At 63.0% G+C, this 18,487-nt stretch carries 16 protein-coding genes and 1 pseudogene; 6 read left to right on the top strand and 11 right to left on the bottom strand.

Annotated elements, in window-relative coordinates:
* Nucleotides 1-14 precede the first annotated feature (14 nt).
* A complete protein-coding gene (locus NKK47_RS04810) occupies nucleotides 15-875 on the top strand; it encodes an SMP-30/gluconolactonase/LRE family protein (protein ID WP_352575306.1) in 861 nt (286 codons plus the stop codon).
* Between the two features lie 36 nt (nucleotides 876-911).
* Here NKK47_RS04810 and NKK47_RS04805 read toward each other — a convergent pair.
* From NKK47_RS04805 to NKK47_RS04795, 3 genes and pseudogenes are all read right to left on the bottom strand, one after another.
* A pseudogene (locus NKK47_RS04805) lies at nucleotides 912-1,135 on the bottom strand (sodium-independent anion transporter); the annotation flags it as partial.
* Between the two features lie 259 nt (nucleotides 1,136-1,394).
* Nucleotides 1,395-2,096, bottom strand: a complete 702-nt coding sequence (locus NKK47_RS04800; protein ID WP_023679016.1) for a phosphatase PAP2 family protein — start codon at nucleotides 2,094-2,096, stop codon at nucleotides 1,395-1,397.
* Nucleotides 2,097-2,110: 14 nt separating this feature from the next.
* Nucleotides 2,111-2,449 (bottom strand): hypothetical protein, encoded by a 339-nt coding sequence (locus NKK47_RS04795; RefSeq protein WP_023679017.1) that lies wholly within the window; start codon nucleotides 2,447-2,449, stop codon nucleotides 2,111-2,113.
* 201 nt (nucleotides 2,450-2,650) lie between these two features.
* On the opposite strand from NKK47_RS04795, the gene NKK47_RS04790 reads away from it, so the two are divergent.
* Complete coding sequence (locus NKK47_RS04790; protein WP_352575305.1) at nucleotides 2,651-4,642, top strand: PhoX family protein; 1,992 nt, start codon at nucleotides 2,651-2,653, stop codon at nucleotides 4,640-4,642.
* Nucleotides 4,643-4,743: 101 nt separating this feature from the next.
* Here the strand turns inward: NKK47_RS04790 and NKK47_RS04785 are convergent, their stop codons facing one another.
* The 4 genes from NKK47_RS04785 to NKK47_RS04770 form a co-directional block, all read right to left on the bottom strand.
* Nucleotides 4,744-5,424: a GNAT family N-acetyltransferase gene (locus tag NKK47_RS04785; RefSeq protein ID WP_352575304.1), complete on the bottom strand. Its 681-nt coding sequence runs from the start codon at nucleotides 5,422-5,424 to the stop codon at nucleotides 4,744-4,746.
* On the bottom strand, nucleotides 5,421-5,912 hold the full coding sequence (locus tag NKK47_RS04780) for a MarR family winged helix-turn-helix transcriptional regulator (RefSeq protein WP_352575302.1): 492 nt from the start codon (nucleotides 5,910-5,912) through the stop codon (nucleotides 5,421-5,423). The genes NKK47_RS04785 and NKK47_RS04780 overlap by 4 nt, the downstream gene beginning before the upstream one ends.
* 161 nt (nucleotides 5,913-6,073) lie before the next feature.
* Nucleotides 6,074-6,835 carry an ABC transporter permease gene (locus NKK47_RS04775; RefSeq protein ID WP_352575448.1) on the bottom strand — a complete coding sequence of 254 codons (762 nt, stop codon included), beginning with the start codon at nucleotides 6,833-6,835 and terminating at the stop codon, nucleotides 6,074-6,076.
* Between the two features lie 14 nt (nucleotides 6,836-6,849).
* The gene (locus NKK47_RS04770; RefSeq protein WP_352571566.1) at nucleotides 6,850-7,776 is read right to left on the bottom strand and encodes an ABC transporter ATP-binding protein; all 927 of its coding nucleotides are present in this window, start codon (nucleotides 7,774-7,776) and stop codon (nucleotides 6,850-6,852) included.
* Between the two features lie 263 nt (nucleotides 7,777-8,039).
* Here NKK47_RS04770 and NKK47_RS04765 point away from each other — a divergent pair, with 263 nt between their 5' ends.
* The 3 genes from NKK47_RS04765 (at nucleotide 8,040) to NKK47_RS04755 (ending at nucleotide 13,153) form a co-directional block, all read left to right on the top strand.
* Nucleotides 8,040-9,413, top strand: a complete 1,374-nt coding sequence (locus NKK47_RS04765) for a cytochrome ubiquinol oxidase subunit I (RefSeq protein WP_352571565.1) — start codon at nucleotides 8,040-8,042, stop codon at nucleotides 9,411-9,413.
* Nucleotides 9,410-10,414, top strand: coding sequence for a cytochrome d ubiquinol oxidase subunit II (locus NKK47_RS04760; RefSeq protein WP_352571564.1), 1,005 nt, complete (start codon nucleotides 9,410-9,412; stop codon nucleotides 10,412-10,414). Before NKK47_RS04765 ends, NKK47_RS04760 begins: the two co-directional genes overlap by 4 nt.
* Before the next feature lie 204 nt (nucleotides 10,415-10,618).
* Nucleotides 10,619-13,153 carry a mechanosensitive ion channel family protein gene (locus tag NKK47_RS04755; RefSeq protein WP_352575300.1) on the top strand — a complete coding sequence of 845 codons (2,535 nt, stop codon included), beginning with the start codon at nucleotides 10,619-10,621 and terminating at the stop codon, nucleotides 13,151-13,153.
* Nucleotides 13,154-13,354: 201 nt separating this feature from the next.
* On the opposite strand, the gene msrA is transcribed toward NKK47_RS04755, so the two are convergent.
* The 4 genes from msrA to NKK47_RS04735 all read right to left on the bottom strand — a co-directional run bounded on the left by msrA (nucleotide 13,355) and on the right by NKK47_RS04735 (nucleotide 16,519).
* Complete coding sequence (msrA, locus tag NKK47_RS04750) at nucleotides 13,355-14,083, bottom strand: peptide-methionine (S)-S-oxide reductase MsrA (RefSeq protein ID WP_352575298.1); 729 nt, start codon at nucleotides 14,081-14,083, stop codon at nucleotides 13,355-13,357.
* Nucleotides 14,084-14,158: 75 nt separating this feature from the next.
* Nucleotides 14,159-14,479: a hypothetical protein gene (locus NKK47_RS04745; RefSeq protein ID WP_352575296.1), complete on the bottom strand. Its 321-nt coding sequence runs from the start codon at nucleotides 14,477-14,479 to the stop codon at nucleotides 14,159-14,161.
* 79 nt (nucleotides 14,480-14,558) lie between these two features.
* Entirely contained in the window at nucleotides 14,559-15,269 is a 711-nt protein-coding gene (locus NKK47_RS04740) for a DUF1223 domain-containing protein (RefSeq protein WP_352575294.1), read from the bottom strand.
* 179 nt (nucleotides 15,270-15,448) lie between these two features.
* A complete protein-coding gene (locus NKK47_RS04735) occupies nucleotides 15,449-16,519 on the bottom strand; it encodes a TadE/TadG family type IV pilus assembly protein (protein WP_352575292.1) in 1,071 nt (356 codons plus the stop codon).
* Nucleotides 16,520-16,676: 157 nt separating this feature from the next.
* Here NKK47_RS04735 and lepA point away from each other — a divergent pair, with 157 nt between their 5' ends.
* Nucleotides 16,677-18,482: a translation elongation factor 4 gene (gene lepA / locus NKK47_RS04730; RefSeq protein WP_352575290.1), complete on the top strand. Its 1,806-nt coding sequence runs from the start codon at nucleotides 16,677-16,679 to the stop codon at nucleotides 18,480-18,482.
* The last annotated feature ends 5 nt before the right edge of the window (nucleotides 18,483-18,487 follow it).

Raw genomic sequence — 18,487 nt, 5'->3', positions numbered from 1 at the left:
ACAGGAGACTAGCCATGAAGAGCCTCTTCACCTCGATACTTCTCGCCCTGGTCGGCATCGCGGCCGCGCCGGCAGTTCAGGCCGCTGAACTCTGGCGCACCGGCGGCCTCGAGCAGCCTGAATCGGCGCTGTTCGACGCCGCCGGCCAGCGCGTTATCGTCTCGAACATCGTCGGTAATCCCGGCGAAGCCGACGGCAACGGCTATCTGTCGATCCTGTCGATGGACGGCAAGCTAGTCACGCAACACTGGACCGACGGCATGGACGCGCCCAAGGGCATGGCGATTGCCGGCGGCAAACTCTACGTCGCCGACATCACCCATGTGCGCGTCGTCGATCTCGCAAGCGGCAAGCTAACATCGACGATCGACGTGCCGAACGCGGTCTTCCTCAACGACGTGACCGCCGACGCGTCCGGCAAGATCTACGTCACGGATATGCTTGCCGATACGATCTATCGCATCGACGGCGACCGGCCCGAACTGTTCGTCAGGGATGCGGCGCTTGCTTCGCCGAATGGCATCTTCGCCGATGGCGGCCGGCTGATCGTCGCTTCCTGGGGCAAGGGCATCAAGCCCGACTTCAGCACCGCGGAGCCCGGCGGCCTGCTCTCGGTCGATCTTGCTACCAAGGCCGTTTCGCCACTGCCCGGCGCGGAAAAGTTTGCCAACCTCGATGGCGTCGTTGCCATCGGCGGCAGCATCTACGCCACCGCGTATATGACCGGCACGCTCTACCGCTACAAAGCCGGCGGCACGCCGCAAGCGGTTGCGACGTTCAAGCCGGGCAGCGCCGACATCGGCACCGACGGCAAGTCGACAATCTTCGTGCCGCTGATGAACGACGGCGAGATCGCGGCATTGGGCCTCGACTAAGCCAGCCATCGGCTCAGGCGGCGGGCGCGGCTTTCTTCAGCTGCGCCCGCGATCCGTGATCGAGGCGGCATAAGTCACCAGCGGCCGCTTGACGCCGTGGTTGATCAGCATGCGGCGTATCTGCGGCGAAGCGCCTGATATAATGAAGCGAACGCCGGCGCGGCTCGCCTTGTGGGCCGCACCCTCGATGACATTGGCCGCCGTTGATCGAAGAACGGCACCGCCGAACAGTCGAGGATGAAGTTCCTGCGCTGGCGCGGTCGGCGACGTCTTCCTGCACCAAGGATTGATGGTCTGCCTCCAAACATGCAGCACTCTTTGCCAGCCGATGCGCTGTCATGCTACAAACCTCGGCATCGTTTGGCGGGACATCCACTGCGATCCCGATTTCACAGGCACGACTTCAAAAGGATGAGCGGGTGAAGATATTCAAAGCGTTGGCGACCTCGACAGCCTTGCTGTCGATGGTTTTCCTGCTGGCAGGCTGCGGTCATGGCCTGATCAACAGGCTGATTTGAGTCAGGTGCCGTCGGCCCGCCCAAGCCATCGCTGCAGGAACCGTGCCGCAAGCCAGCACAGCATCGCCCAGGCAAAGCCGGCGCACCAGCCGGCCAATACGTCGGACGGCCAGTGGACGCCGAGATAGATGCGGCTGATGCCGACCACCACCGTCGTCAGCACCGCCAGCCCGAGTACATAGATCTTCGTTGTCCGCCCGGGCAAAAACCGCGCCGCCATGCTGCCCAGCGTCAAATATGTCACCGCCGACAGCATGGCGTGGCCGCTCGGAAACGAAAGCGATGCCACATCGGCGAGATGCGAGACCAGATCAGGGCGCGGCCGGTCGATGTCGAATTTCAGCACGCTTGACAGGAGCTGGCCGCCCGCTACCGCGACGAACATGAGAAGCGCCGCGCCTGGCCTGCGGATAAGGAGCAGGTAGACGATCATTGCTGCCGTGATCACCACCAGTACGCTGGCGCTGCCGAGGCTGGTGATGTCGCGCATCGCCCCTTCCAGCCACGCCGGTCCGATCGGATTGTCGGGCTGCCCGGCCTTGCGGAAGGCAAGCAGGATTTCGGTGTCGAAGGCATGCGGCGTGGTGGCCCGCGCCAGCTCCATCAGCTCCTCGAACCCCCACAGCCCGCCGGCAATGACCAGCCCGGCCAGCAGAACCGGGAACTCCAGCCAGTTGCGCAGTCTGCTTGCAATCTTCTTCATCGGCCCGATCGCAGTTACAGCCTTTGCAGATAGGGCCCGAGCGTGATCAGCGCCACAGCTGCGATGGCAAGCACGATGCCGGTTGCCTGTAAGGCATTGACGCGCTCGCCGAAGAAGACCAGCGCCACCACATTCACCGACACCAGCTGGATCACCGCCGACAGGCTGAACGACACCGACATGCCGAATTCACGGATCAGCCTCAGCATGATCAGATTGCCCAGCGAATAGAGCGCCAACGTCAGCACAATCTTGCCGAGGCTCGGCGCCAGCCCCCACTGTTTTGCGGCCATCGCCGCCAGCAGGAAGATCACCGTCGAAACGCAGAGCTGCCCAAGTCCCCAGAAACTCACTTTTGTTCCTCCCGATGCGGTCCCTACGCGCCTGCCGCAGCTCTTGTTTCCGAAGCGCCGGTCGCGGTCAAGCGGGGCCGATGTTGGATACGAAATCGCAGGTGGCAATTAGCCGGCATGTCATCAAACTGTGACCTGCCGGCGATACCGGACTGGCCAGGCAACACGCTCCAGCAATCCATCCAGCCAGAGGCAGGCCCTATGACCGAACATCGCACCCCTGACGCCCATTTCCGAACCAGCCTGCTCGAGGAAAACGACGGGCCAGGAGCCAATCCCACCGACAACCGCACCATGGGTGAGATCATCGCCGCGCGGTTCTCGCGCCGCGGCTTCCTCAAGAGCTCGCTTGCCGTCTCGGCCATAGCCGCTACCGTCAGCCCGCTGGCGCTGATCACCGCCGACAACGCCCGCGCCGCCGAAGGCTCCGCCTTCGCTTTTGACGAGCTCGAGGCCGGCATCGACGACAAGCATCACGTTGCATCCGGCTATGACGCCGATGTACTGCTGCGCTGGGGCGATCCGCTGTTCGCCGATTCGCCGGAATTCGATCCGACAAAACAGTCGGCGGAAGCCCAGGCCAGACAATTCGGCTACAACAACGACTATGTCGGCTATATCCCGATCGACGGCTCGGCCGAGCACGGCTTCCTGGTGGTCAACCACGAATACACCAATCCGCACCTGATGTTTCCGGGCCTCGTCACCATCGTCGACGGCAAGGCCAAGCAGGCGCCCCTCAGCAAGGAACAAGTCGACGTCGAGATGACGGCGCATGGCGGCACTATCGTCGAGATACGCAAGGTATCAGGCAAATGGCAGGTCGTTCGCGACGGCAAGCTCAACCGCCGCATCACCTCCAACACCGAGATCGCGCTCTCCGGCCCGGTCGCCGGCCACGACCGCGTCAAGACCAGCGCCGATCCGACCGGCACGAAGATCATCGGCACCATCAACAATTGCGCCGGCGGCGTCACGCCATGGGGCACCTATGTCATGGCCGAGGAGAACATCCACGGCTATTTCTCGGGCGAGCTGCCGCAGGGGCATAAGGAAGCCGCCAATTACAAGCGCCTCGGCATTCCCGAAGGTGCCTATGAATGGGCAGCGCATTACGACCGTTTCGACATCGGCAAGGAGCCGAACGAGCCGAACCGCTTCGGCTGGATCGTCGAGGTCGACGTCCAGGATCCGACTTCGGCGCCGAGGAAGCGCACCGCGATGGGGCGCTTCAAGCATGAGGGCGCCGAATCAATCGTCGCCAAGGATGGCCGTGTCGTCTTCTATCTCGGCGACGACGAGCGCTTCGACTATGTCTATAAGTTCGTCACCACAGGCAAGTTCGATCCGGACGACCGCGCCGCCAACATGGATTTGCTCGACGACGGCACCTTGCATGTCGCCAAGTTTGCCGACGACGGTTCGGTCGAGTGGCTGCCGATCGTCTTCGGCCAAGGGCCGCTGACGGCGGAGAACGGCTTTGCCAGCCAGGCCGACGTGCTGATCGAGACGCGCCGCGCCGCCGACCTGCTCGGCGCCACCAAGATGGACCGTCCGGAAGACATCCAGCCCAATGCCACCAACGGCAGGGTCTATGTCATGCTGACCAACAATTCGAAGCGCAAGGCCGACCAGGTCGACGCCGCCAACCCGCGTGCCGAAAATGCCTTTGGCCACATCATCGAGATCGTCGAGGACGGCGGTGATTTCACCGCGACAAAGGGCAGGTGGGAAATCCTGCTGAAATGCGGCGATCCCGCTGTGGCCGACGTCGGCGCCACCTTCTCGACCGCAACCACCGCCAATGGCTGGTTCGGCATGCCGGATAATTGCGCGGTCGATTCGGCCGGCCGCCTCTGGGTCGCCACCGACGGCCAAGGCCCGAAAGCCACCGGCCGCACCGATGGTCTGTGGGCTGTCGATACGGAGGGGACGGCACGGGCGACATCAAAGCTGTTCTTCCGCGTGCCGATCGGCGCCGAAATGTGCGGTCCCCTGTTTGCGCCGGACGACCAGACCGCCTTCGTTGCCGTCCAGCATCCGGGCGACGGCGGCGAGGACTGGGAGGCTTTCGGCCGTCCGTCCTACTATGAGGATTTGTCGACGCGCTGGCCCGACTTCAAGCCGGACATGCCGGTGCGCCCGGCGGTCGTTGCCATCACCAGGCAAGGCGGCGGCAAGATCGCGGTCTGACACGCAGCAAGGTCTTGCAGTCTCAAGGAAGGATTTCGGCCATACGAAATCCTTCCTTCCGATACGGGATGCATCCATGCTGCGCATCAGGCGCCGACTAATCATTCGCTGCGCTGAGCCACGGCGACATTCATTGTGCTTCGCAACCTGAAGCCGATGGACTCGTATAACGCTATGGCCGCGGCGTTGCTGGCATAGGCGTGGAGATAGGGAACTTCGCCGCGCGCCACTATCCGGTTTGCCACGAATAGGGACAGCAGCTTGCCCAGGCCACCGCCGCGAAATTCCGGATGTGAGCACACCCCGCTGAGTTCGGTATAGCCAGGTTGCTTCATGCGCTCGCCGGCCATTGCCGCAAGCCTGCCCTCGATTTTCACACCCCAAAAATCGCCCAGGCTCAAGGCTTCGAGCGTGAATGGGCCAGGCTTGGTGAGCAATGCCAGGGCGAGCATCTCAGCAGCATCGTCTCGGGTCAGACGATGCACGCGCGGGTCGGAGACGATCTGCAATGGCTGCTCGGCGATCATCTGAACCCCGGCTGCGGTCGAAGTCGCGGAAAGCCCGGTGGGCAGAGCAATCGCGTCCGCTTGAAGCAGGATCACACTCTCGCCCGGGGAGACAAGCTTTTCGAGCGCCCGCAGGCTTTCCGGGTCGTCCGCGCCAGTGGCGGCGAAAGGGACGATCGACGGCCGATATCGCATGGCGAGGTTGTCACCCTCCGCGAAGGCCCGATGTCGCGTCTGAAGCGCGCTCCAGATAGGGCGGTCGAGCAGATGTCTCATTGCGCGGCACCCTCAGGCTTATTTACACGACGGTCGGGAGGGGCAGCGGCGAGGCCGTCCTCGATGGCAGCCAGCTGCTCAAGAAGCGGCCCCGAAAAACCTGCGCACAAATCCGCGACCACGTTCTCGATGCAAGGCCAGACGTCGCGCTTTGCGACATCGACCAGCCGCCGGCCGTCCCGAGTAAGCGAGACGATCCTGCGCCGCTGGTCATCGGTCGACGGACTGACCTCGAGCAGTCCCAATCCGGCCAGAAGCGAGACGCTTCGCGTCACACCCGGCTGCGCGATGCCAAGGGATTGCGCCAGTTCCCCGACCGACAGCGGACCCAGCCTGTCGAGCGCGGCCAGCAGCGGGTATTGGCTCGCCTGAACCGGGACATCCAGCCTGTCGAGCAGGCGCTGCGCCTCCGCTTGCAGTTGCTCGCCTATACGCTTCAGCCTGCTGCCCAGGCACAGGAAGCCAAGCGATCGTATGACGTCTTCCATAGGTCGATTCATCCCATGAACATCGATAACATGATATATAACAATGCATGAAAAGCAAGATCGAGGCATTCAAGCGCGGGTTCCAGGCATCGGGCGTATGTCGCCTTCGGCAAGGAAAGGTCGATCGATAAGGCTGCTTCGCCTGGACGAGGCCCGTTCGATCAGTTGCGCAGCCGGTAGCCGGTCCTGAAGATCCAGGCGACGATCGCTATGCAGATGAGCAGGAAGACCACCGTCATGCCGAGGCTGACGCCGACCGAAACGTCGGACTTGCCGTAGAAGCTCCAGCGGAACCCACTGACCAGGTAGACCACCGGGTTGAACAGCGTCACCGTGCGCCAGATGCCGGGCAGCATGTTGATCGAATAGAAGCTGCCGCCGAGGAAGGTCAGCGGCGTGATGATCAGCAGCGGCACCAGCTGCAGCTGCTCGAAGCTCTTCGCCCAGATGCCGATGATAAAGCCGAACAGGCTGAAGGTCACCGCCGTCAGCACCAGGAAGGCGAGCATCCAGAACGGATGCTCGATCGTCAGCGGCACGAACAGCGCGGCCGTCGCCAGGATGATCAGGCCAAGCACGATCGACTTTGTCGCCGCGCCCCCGACATAGGCGATGACGATCTCCAGATAGGACACCGGCGCGGACAGCAATTCGTAGATCGAGCCGACGAATTTCGGAAAATAGATGGCGAAGGAGGCGTTGGAGATCGATTGCGTCAGCAGCGACAGCATGATCAGCCCCGGTACGATGAAGGCGCCGTAGCTGATGCCGTCGATCTCGGTGATGCGCGAGCCGATGGCCGAACCGAAGACGACGAAATAGAGCGACGTCGAAATGACCGGCGAAACGATGCTCTGCAGCACAGTGCGAAGGGCGCGCGCCATCTCCACCCGATAGATCGCCCATACCGCATGAAGATTCATGGCCGCGCGCGGGTTCATGCCGGTTTCCTCACCAGATTGACGAAGATCTCCTCGAGCGAGCTGTTTTCCGTATCGATGTCGCGGAACTGGATGCCGGCCGCCTCGAGCTCGCGGATCAGCGAGGCGACGCCCGGCCGTTCGCTCTGGTTGTCATAAGTATAGGTCAGCTGTCCGCCATCCGGCGAAAGCTCCAGCGCGTAGTGCGAAAAAGCATCGGGAACGGTGGCCAGGGGACTGCGCAGTTCCAGCACAAGCCGTTTGCGGCCAAGCTTGCGCATCAGCTCGGCCTTGTCCTCCACCAGCACGATCTCGCCGCGGTTGATGACGCCGACGCGGTCGGCCATCGCCTCGGCTTCTTCGATGTAATGCGTGGTCAGGATGATGGTGACGCCGTCTTCGCGCAGCCGGCGCACCATCGCCCACATGTCCTGGCGCAGTTCGACATCGACGCCTGCCGTCGGTTCGTCGAGGAACAGGATGCGCGGCTCGTGCGACAGCGCCTTGGCAATCATCAGCCGGCGCTTCATGCCGCCGGACAGCGTGATCGCCTTGGCGTCCTTCTTGTCCCAGAGCGACAGGTCGCGCAGCACCTTTTCGACGAACGCCCTGTCCGCCGGCTTGCCGAACAGGCCGCGGCTGTAGTTAACCGTCGCCCACACGCTCTCGAAGGCGTCGATGGTCAGTTCCTGCGGCACCAGCCCGATCAGACTGCGCGCGGCGCGGTAGTCGCGGTTGATGTCATGGCCGTCGACGGTGACGGAACCCGACGAGCGGTTGACGATGCCGCAGACGATCGAGATCAGCGTTGTCTTGCCGGCGCCATTCGGCCCGAGCAGCGCAAAGATCTCGCCGCGCACGATGTCGAGATTGATCTCCTTCAGCGCCTTGAAGCCGGTGGCGTAGGTCTTGGTGACCCCGGAAATCGAGATGATCGGCTGCATGGCTGAAAACGACTGCTTGAAACAGAGTTGTTGATTTAATCCGCTGAATGTCGGTTCGCAAATCCGGATGTCAATGGCGCTCCTGACAGTTCTGGACCATCGAGGTTCGCCGGAATAGGCAACACCTGCCCGGTCGTCCAGCCAAATTCCACGCAAAAGCAGATTAACCGCACTGCGGCGTTCCGCCTCGCGGCGGGACGCCGCTTTGACCGTCCGGTGCATCAAGCCTATCCTTCAACAAACAAGCAGCAGCCGGAGCCGCCATGGACCCGCTCATTCTGTCGCGCATACAGTTCGGCGCGAACATCTCGTTCCACATCCTGTTCCCGGCGATCACCATCGCGCTCGGCTGGGTGCTGCTGTTCTTCAAGCTCCGCTACAACGCGACAAACGATTCCGCCTGGATGCGCGCTTATTTCACCTGGGTTAAGGTATTCGCGCTGTCCTTCGCCATGGGCGTGGTTTCCGGCGTCACCATGAGTTTTCAGTTCGGCACCAACTGGCCGGGCTATATGGAGACGGTCGGCAACATTGCCGGCCCGCTGCTGGCCTACGAAATCTTGACCGCCTTCTTCCTCGAGGCGGCGTTCCTCGGCATCATGCTGTTCGGCTTCCGCCGTGTCTCGAACCGCGTCCACACGCTGGCGACGGTGCTGGTGGCCGGCGGCACCACCTTGTCCGCCTTCTGGATCATCGCGCTCAATTCGTGGATGCAGACGCCGGCCGGCTTCGAAATGCGCGATGGTGTTGCGCACGCCACCGACTGGTGGGCCGTTGTCTTCAATCCGTCCATGCCCTACCGGCTCGTCCATATGCTGCTTGCTTCGGGCCTGACCGTCTCGTTCCTGGTCGCCGGCCTGTCGGCGCTGCGCTATCTCTACGGCGATCGCTCGGAATCGATGTGGAAGGCGCTGCGCACCGGCGTCTTCACCGCCGCGATCCTGATCCCCATCCAGATCTTTGCCGGCGACCAGCACGGCCTCAACACGCTGGAACACCAGCCGCAGAAGATCGCCGCGATGGAGGCCAACTGGAACACCGGTCCCAACGTGCCGCTGGTGCTGTTTGCGCTTCCCGATGAAGCGGCCAAGGAGAACAGGTTCGAGCTCACCATTCCCGATGGCGCCAGCCTCATCCTCAGGCACAGCGCCGGCGGCGTCGTACCGGGGCTGAACGATTATGCCGGCAACCATCCCCCGGTATTTCCGGTGTTCTGGGGCTTTCGCATCATGGTCGGCACCGGCCTCCTGATGCTCGCCGTCTCCTGGTCGGCGGCCTTCTTCCTCAAGCGCCGCCACGGCCTGCCCAAGCCGCTGGCGCTTGTCATGGTGCCGATGGCGCTGTCCGGCTGGCTGGCGACGCTGGCCGGCTGGTACACCACCGAGATCGGCCGCCAGCCCTGGCTGGTCACCGGCGTGCTGCGTACCGCCGATGCTGTCGGGCCGGTCGCCGGCAGCCATGTCGCGCTGTCGCTCGCGGTCTATCTCATCCTCTATGTGCTGCTCTTGATCGCCTATCTCGGCGTGTTGGTGCATCTGGCATTGAAGGCGGCGAAGGATGGTGACACCTCGCCGCTGCCGGGCGTCATGAACAGGCCGCTGTCGCAGCCGGTTGCGCAACCAGGAGAAACATCATGAGCTTCGACTGGCCGACCCTGCTGCCTCTGATCTTCGCCGGCCTGATGGGCCTCGCTATCCTGATCTACGTCATCCTCGACGGCTTCGATCTCGGCATCGGCATCCTGTTCGCCGCAGCCGAAGACACCGAACAGGATACGATGATCGCCGCCATCGGCCCGTTCTGGGACGCTAACGAGACCTGGCTGGTGCTGGCGGTGGGCTTGCTGCTGGTCGCCTTTCCATTGGCGCACGGCACCATTCTGACGGCGCTCTACATTCCGGTCTTCGTGCTGCTGGTCGGCTTGATCCTGCGCGGCGTCGCCTTCGATTTCCGCGCCAAGGTGCCGGCCGGCAGGAAGCACCGCTGGAACCGCATCTTCTTCCTCGGCTCGGTCATCGCTTCGCTGGCGCAAGGTTATATGCTCGGCGTCTATGTGCTCGGCCTCGACGTCGGCCCTGGCGGCATGGCGTTCGGCGCGCTGGTGGCGCTCTGCCTTGCCGCGGCCTACGCGGCGATGGGCGCGGCCTGGGTCATCTATAAGACCGAAGGCGATCTGCAGAAGAAGGCGGTGCTGTGGCTGCGCACGGCGTTGGTGCTGACCGCGCTCGGCATGGTCGCGGTATCGCTGGCCACGCCCTTTGCCAGCGCGCGCATCTTCGACAAATGGTTCGTCTGGCCGGCCATGCTCTATTTGTCGCCGCTGCCGATCCTGTCGGCAGTGCTGTTCCTGTGGCTGTGGCGCCAGACCTTCCATCTGCCGAAGCCCGACGACCGCCACGCGCTGCTCCCGTTCCTGACATTGGCCGCGATCTTCACGCTCGGCTTTGCCGGCCTCGCCTGGTCGTTCTACCCCTTCGTGGTGCCCGACCGGCTGACCATCTGGCAGGCTGCTTCGGCACCCGAAAGCCTGGCCGTCATCCTGGTCGGGACGGTCGTCGTGCTGCCGATCATCATCTTCTATTCGTTCTTTGCCTACCGGGTGTTCGCCGGCAAGGCGACGGATCTGACCTATGACTGACCGGCTTCGCCTAGAGCAATTTCCAGGAAAAGTGTGAACGGTTTTCCGTCTGGAATTGCGTCAAAACAAAGAGATAGACCGGTTCGGCGTTTCTGTGAAAGGATGAACCGTTCTAGGCCGCCTGAAACAGAATATTCATCTTCAAGCGGAATAACCTTCTCTGGCCGGCCCAGCAGAATCGCCGGCAAGAAGAAGGGCAACAGAATGAACCCCTTTTCTGCGGCAGGACAGGATCGGCTGCTGCTTTTGCTGATCCGGACGGTCGCGCTGATCGGCGCACTCGCGCTTGCCGGCCTGCTGCCGGCCATGCCGCAGGCGCATGCCCAGGACGCGGCCAACTGGACGGGCGTGTGGGACACGAAGTGGCGCGGCGGCGGCGCCCAGATCAAGTTCGAGCAGACGGGCACTGACGTAAAGGGCGTGTACCCGCTTTATAACGGCCGTATCGAGGCCAAGGCCGAAGGCGACAAGCTTGTCGGCCACTGGTTCGAAGGCGACCGCCAGGGCGCCTTCACCTTCGTCCAATCGCCTGACGGCGGCAGCTTCATGGGCCGCTTCGATGCCGCCACCGCCGAATGGTGGACAGGTGTGCGCGTCAGCGCCGTCGAGGACGTCCGTGTCGACCAGTCGAGCCCGATGAGCACCATGCGCTCGTTCCTGCAGACGATGAACGAGAGCGGCGCCGACAACGTGCCGCGCGCCACCGGCGGCGGCATGGGTCTTGCCGGTCTGGCAGCGGGTCTCGTCGACGTCACCGAGGCCGACCGCGGCGGCCTCAACATGCCCGATTACACCAAGCTTCTGTTCACCGTCATCGACAACGCGACGTTCCGTCTGTGGAGCCTGCCGCATGATGCGATTTCCGGAGACGAGGTGACGGCGACGCTGCCGCAATACGGCACCAGGGTCTCCTTCGCCGTCACTTTTCGCCGCAAGAATGGCGACTGGTTCATCGTCGGGCCGCCACTTGGCCAGCTCCAGGCAAAGCTCGCCGAATTCCAGGAAGCGCGTGGGGAAGCCGTCGACATGGTCGACGATCCGAGCAGGCTCGCCTCGCCGCGCGACACGTTCAAGGTACTGTTGAGCGGCCTCACCGAAGCCGGCGACCCGGCCCAGGCGGCGCTCGACCTGCGCAACTACAGTCAGGCGGTGCGTGGCGACGAGGCGTTCCTGCTCGAGCGCTATCTCAAAAAGGTCATCGACCGCATCGGCTACGTCTATTGGCAGGAGATCCCCGACGATCCGAAGAGCAACACCCCCTTCGTCTATTTCGAGCATCCCGCCGGCAACATCGTCATCGGCCCGGTCGAGACTGAGAAGGGCAAGATCTGGCAGTTCACGCCCGAGACGCTCGCCCACATCCGCGCGCTCTACGCCGATGTCGAAGACGTGCCGGTGGCGCCGGAGTTCGCCGCCTTCGCCAGCACCGACCCGTTCTTCATCGCCCGTGGCCTCGCCCGCGAGATCAGCCCCGGCCTGCTCACCCGCGCCGGCCCGATGGAGCGCTGGCAATGGTCGATGCTCGGCCTTGCCGCACTGGCCGGCATCGTCTTCGGCTTCATCGCCAATGCGCTGATTTCCTTGTTTGTGCGAAGGACGGACAGCCCGGCCTTCTTCCGCATTGTCGAATGGGCGGTGCGCTCGATCGTGCTTGGCTTCTTCCTGCTGTTGACGCTGCGCCCGCTCGGTCTGCCGCAAGTGGTCGCCGCCCCGGTCAAGGCAATCGCCTGGAGCCTGGTCGTGATCGGCGCCGTGCCGGTGGTCTGGCACCTGATCGGCAAGCTCGCCGACCATTACCGTGGACTGTGGCAGGTGCCCGGCTATCACGACACGCTGATTTCGCTGTCCACCGGCGTGGCGCGCGTCGCCGTGCTGGTCGTCGCCTTCCTGCTGCTGGCCGAAGTGCTCGCCATCCCCTACGAAGGCGTCATTGCCGGTCTCGGCATCGGCGGTCTGGCGGTGGCGCTGGCCGCGCAGCCGACGCTGCAGAACTTCCTCTCCGGCCTGACGCTCTATGCCGATCGGCCGGTCAGCGTCGGCGACTTCTGCAAGTTCGGCGACCAGTCCGGCACGATCGAGCATATCGGCATGCGCTCCACCCGCATCCGGTCGCTCGACCGCACGATCATCTCGGTGCCAAACTCGGATTTCGCCGGCATGCAGATCGAGAACTACGCGCATCGCGACCGCACCCGGTTCGCGACGACGCTGCAGCTGCGCTACGAAACGACGCCCGATCAGCTACGTTACGTCCTGGCCGAGCTGCGCAAGCTGCTGATTGCCCATCCGCGCATCATCGATGAGCCGTGCCGCGTGCGCTTTGCCGGCTTCGGCGCCTATTCGCTCGATATCGACGTGTTCACTTATATCAAAACCGCCGACGTGGCCGATTTTCAAGCCATCCGCGAGGACATCCTGTTGTCCATGATCAACATCATGGATGATGCCGGCGCGCAGTTCGCCTTCCCTTCGTCACTGGAATACAGAGCCACCGACCTTCCGGTCGACGACGAAAAACGCATCGCCGCAGAGAAAAGGGTCAGCGATTGGCGCGAGGCGCAAAACCTGCCTTTCCCCGACTTCAGCCAGATCGACAAATTCGCCCTCAACAACACACTTGCCTACCCGCCTGAGGGCTCGGCGCATTATCGTGAGACAGAACCCGACCCGGACTCGGCCGAGGCAAAGGCGACGCTGGAGAAGGTGCGCTGGAGCCTGCCTTGGAAAAAGGGGGAGTAGTGCGAAGCGCGGAAACTGCTGATCTCCCCCCTTGAGAGGGAGATGTCGCTAAAAGCGACAGAGGGGGTCGCCGCGGGTGGAGTGCCAACTTCGTCTTCCCTCGATATGCCGGACCGCGTCGCGCCAACCGAACCGGCCCCCTCTGGCCTGCCGGCCATCTCCCCCTCAAGGGGGGAGATCAGCAGGCCCCCCCGCAAAAGCTCAGCTCTTGTTGGCGGCCAGCACCAGCACCGGCTTTTCGCTGTAAAGATTGGGGAACAGCCGCTTCAGGTTCTCGACCTTGGGCAGATCGTTGTAGACGATATAGGGATAGGTCGGGTTGAGCGTCAGAAAATCCTGGTGATAGTCCTCGGCCGGATAGAAGGTCTTGCCGGTCTCCAGCGTCGTCACGATCGGCTTGGGAAACACCTTGGCCTTGTCGAGCTGGGCGATGTAGCTTTCGGCGATCTTTTTCTGTGTGTCGTTTTCGGCAAAGATCGTCGAACGGTATTGGGTGCCGCTGTCCGGGCCCTGGTAGTTCAGCTGCGTCGGATTGTGCGCGACCGAGAAATACACCTGCAGCAGCTGGCCATAGCTGACTTTGGATGGCTCGTAGATAATCTCGACGGATTCGGCATGGCCCGTCCGGCTGGTGCCGACCATTTCATAGACGGCCGTGTCCTTGTCGCCGCCGGCATAGCCGGAAACGGCGCTGGTGACGCCCTTGACGTGCTGGAACACGCCTTGCACACCCCAGAAGCAGCCGCCGGCGAAGACCGCCTTTTCGGTGCCGGCGGTGGCCTTCTCGTCCATTGCCGGCGGCGGGATCACCACCGCGTCTTCGGCCGAGACTGCCGGCGTCTGCCAGAATACGGCCGCGGCGGCCGTGAGGATGAGCGCGGCAAGCGCTGCTTTTGCGAAAATCGACGATCGTTTCACGGCTCCGGTCATGTCTGATCTCCCATGATGCTGGTGGATTATACGACGGATAGGTCCGCCGGGCTCTCACATTGCTGTGCGCATCGCCTATTTGGCCGGAGCCATGGCATCGCAGGCCTTGGTCGCTTCGGCTTTCTTCATGGCGTCCGTCTCGGCGGCGGCCTTGTTCATGCAGTCGGCCTTCATCGGATCGCCCGCCTTCATCGCGGTCGTGGCCATCGCGTCAGGCGCCATGGCGCCGGCCGGCTTCATTGCGTCCGTTGCCGGTTTCATGGCGTTTGTTGCCATGGCGTTCGCCGGCTTCATCGCATCTTCGGCCCGCGCCGCGCCTCCTGCGAACAGCGCCGTCGAGCAAAGTGCGAAGGCGAGTGCCGCCAGGGTCGGGCGATTGGTCAAAGGATTGGTCATGATGATCTCCTAGGGTTTGGCACGGGTTGACGGCATGCAGCGGCGCCGCTGCGGCGTTGCGCAAATTTCGGAACGGGTTCTAATTCGCTGCGGCAGCGAGGATCGGCCCGCCGCCCGGCACCTGCACCAGCACCGCTGTGCTGAGGCCGCCCGTCGCCGCCGGCAGCGGCAGTGCGGTGGCGTCGCCGGTCCAACTGCCCAGCCTGGTCAGCGAATGCACGACATTGGCGTGCGGCAGCGTGCGGCCGGTGTTTTCTCCGCGCGCCACCGGCACCTCGACGACGCCCTTGCCGTAACGCACCAGCCAGACATCGGCCCTGCCGCCGGGCACCGGACCGGCGCCGATGCTGACCTTTCCGCCGGCGAGCGACAACGAAGGTCCGTCAGCGTGGCCGCCACTCGAAATCAGCTGCTCGATCTCGCCCGGCCTGGCGCCGACGGCATCGGCCCTGCCGTTGACCACCACTTGCGGCGTGAACGGGCCGGAACGGCCGAGCGACGGTTCATAGCGGACCTGGCGCTGCGTGAATTCTTCTTTGCCGAATGTGTCCTTCCAGCCGAGATAGTCCCAGTAGGTGACGTTGAAGGACAGCGCCAGCACGCCGGGCCGGTCCTTGACCTTGATCAGATTGGCGTTGGCCGGCGGACAGGACGAGCAGCCCTGGCTGGTGAACAGCTCTACGACGGTCAGCGTCTGGCCGGCGGCCGCGCTGGTTGCCGACAGCACAGTCGCGGAAAACAGTGCCGCGGCGAGCCCCATCAGGGCTGTGCTTCGTTCCGATCCGGTCATCGCTGTTCTCCTGTGCGGTTCCATGTCCACACTTCGCCGCCGACACACGGTTCGTTACAGCATCACCGCTTCGTGATTGAGGAGAAGTCCGAGTTCCTAGAGCATTAGCGAGAGCCGAGGGGATGTCCGATCTCCCCCCTTGAGGACCCACAAGGGGGAGATCGGCACTCAAGTCGCCCCTATTGTGTGAGCACGGTTTCCGAAGGCCGCTTGTTGAACGCGCACTTGCCGGTCACAAAATAGGAAAAATCGGCATCGTCTATGGTGTTGTTGGTAAGTGATCCGCCATCTTCCCACGCTTGACTGCTGGTGATGCCGCACGGCACGGCCTCAAAGATGTCGACAGTCGTATTGGCCAGCGTCTTGACCTTGTCGATAAACAATCGGTCGGACGTGGCCGGATCGTCCGATCGCAGGGTTTCTTTCGTGCCCGAGGCCAGATAGCCGCCGCCAAGACCAGGATTGGGATTCGGAATCTTCATCTCCAGAGACAGGTTATCCATGTCCTTCACGTCGATCACCGCACCGGCGCCGGTCGCGGGATACATCGTGTTGACGCAGGTGGTTGCGTATTTCCTGGTACCGCTGATCTGAGTGATTGTGCCGGTGGGCAAGCCATAGAAGCTGGTCACCGTGACGGTCGTGCATACTTGTTTCTGGACCAGCGTCTCCGTCGTTCCGTTGATCGTGTAAACAGAGGACGTCCCGTAGCCTTTGGGATCGCCAAACCTGTTGTACGCGTAGGAGATCCTCATCAGCTTGTTGGCCGCCGCGTCACCGGGTTTGGTGCCGTAGAGCGTCACCGTCTTGTCCCACCAGCCAGAGATCTTGTCGACCTTGAACGTGGCTTGCACCAATGCCGGCCGCTTTGTCACTGCCGACGCAACACCGATCTGCACCGTGTTGATCCTGGCGATCTGCATGAAATTCGTCGGCATGGCAAAGCCGGCCGAAGCCTTGATGCTGGCGGCGCCGTCGGTGGCGACGACGAAGCTGTCGAGCTTGGCCGTGCCCAGGTATGCCTCCTGCAGTTTTACCTGGCGGTCCGCCAGTGAGGTGTCCGTCGAAAGCGTCGTGATCGACAGCGACGCTGCATCGAGGGCGTTCTGCATCGATGCCCTGGTTGAAACCGCAGAGGTATAGTCGATGGAAAAACCCAATGCGGCAACCATCGGGATAAGCAAGATGGCGAGCAATGGCGCGAACGAGCCGCTCACCGATTTGAGAAATTTGCGTGCTGACAACGGCATTCCGATCCCCCCGAAACGGCGATGGCCAGTGGCTATCACGCCGGGCGCGAACTATGCTCTAATCTCATGGATCAAAGTTTAACGACTTTGCCGCCCCGCCGCCGCACCCGCGCCCCGCCGCTTGCCGATGTAGCGTGCCCCTGCTAAAGCGCGGCGCATGACCACGCCGATCAAAAACATCCGCAACTTCTCCATCGTTGCCCATATCGACCATGGCAAATCCACGCTTGCCGACCGGCTGATCCAGTCGACCGGCGGGCTGGAGCTGCGCGACATGAAGGAGCAGGTGCTGGACTCGATGGACATCGAGCGCGAGCGCGGCATCACCATCAAGGCGCAGACGGTGCGGCTGAAATACCGCGCCAACAATGGACAGGAGTATGTCCTCAACCTGATCGACACGCCCGGCCATGTCGACTTCGCCTATGAAGTGTCGCGCTCGCTCGCCGCCTGCGAAGGTTCGCTGCTGGTCGTCGACGCCTCGCAAGGCGTCGAGGCGCAGACGCTGGCCAATGTCTACCAGGCGATCGACAACAACCACGAGATCGTCGTGGTGCTGAACAAGGTCGACCTGCCCGCCGCCGAGCCCGAGCGCATCCGCGAACAGGTCGAGGAGGTGATCGGCATCGACGCCTCCAACGCCGTGCTGATCTCGGCCAAGACGGGGCTTGGCATTCCCGACGTGCTGGAGGCGATCGTCAACGATCTGCCGCCGCCGCGCGAGGGCGACATCACGGCCCCGCTGAAGGCGATGCTGGTCGACTCCTGGTACGATGCCTATCTCGGCGTCATCGTGCTGGTCCGCATCATCGACGGCGTCTTGAAGAAGGGCCAGACCATCCGCATGATGGGCACCGGCGCCAGATACCTGGTCGAGCGCACCGGCGTCTTTACGCCCGCCCGCATCAATGCTGACGAGCTCGGCCCCGGCGAGTTCGGTTTCTTCACCGGCTCGATCAAGGAGGTTGCCGACACCCGCGTCGGCGACACCATCACCGAGGACAAGCGGCCGACGGCGCAAGCCCTGCCCGGCTTCAAGCCGGCACAGCCGGTGGTGTTCTGCGGCCTGTTCCCGGTCGACGCCGCCGATTTCGAGGATTTGCGCGCCGCGGTCGGCAAGCTGCGCCTCAATGACGCGTCCTTCTCCTTTGAAATGGAAACCAGCGCCGCGCTCGGCTTCGGCTATCGCTGCGGCTTCCTCGGGCTGCTGCATCTCGAAATCATCCAGGAGCGGCTGGAGCGCGAATTCAATCTCGACCTCATCGCCACCGCACCTAGTGTCGTCTATCGCCTGCTGTTGAACGATGGCACGGTCAAGGAACTGCACAACCCAGCCGACATGCCCGACGTGGTCAAAATATCGGCCATCGAGGAGCCGTGGATCCGCGCCACCATCCTCACCCCCGACGACTATCTCGGCGGCATCCTAAAACTCTGTCAGGACCGGCGCGGCATCCAGGCCGACCTGTCCTATGTCGGCAAGCGCGCCATGCTGATCTACGATTTGCCGCTCAACGAGGTGGTCTTCGACTTCTACGACCGGCTGAAGTCGATCTCCAAGGGCTACGCCTCGTTCGACTATCATTTGACCGACTACAAGGAAGGCGACCTGGTCAAGATGTCGATCCTGGTCAACGAAGAGCCGGTCGATGCGCTGTCGATGCTGGTCCACCGTACGGCGGCGGAAAAGCGCGGCCGCCAGATGTGCGAGAAACTGAAGGAGCTGATCCCGCACCATCTGTTCAAGATCCCGATCCAGGCGGCGATCGGCGGCAAGGTCATCGCCCGCGAGACCATCTCGGCGCTGCGCAAGGACGTCACCGCCAAATGCTACGGCGGCGACGTCTCACGCAAGCGCAAGCTGCTCGACAAGCAGAAAGAGGGCAAGAAGCGGATGCGCCAGTTCGGCAAGGTGGACATCCCGCAGGAAGCGTTTATCCAGGCCTTGAAAATGGGGGATTGAGAAGC

Origin of the sequence: Mesorhizobium sp. M0019, from assembly GCF_040323975.1 — a bacterium.
In the GTDB taxonomy this organism is placed as follows: Bacteria; Pseudomonadota; Alphaproteobacteria; order Rhizobiales; family Rhizobiaceae; genus Mesorhizobium.
This window is presented reverse-complemented; position numbering and strand designations above follow the sequence as displayed.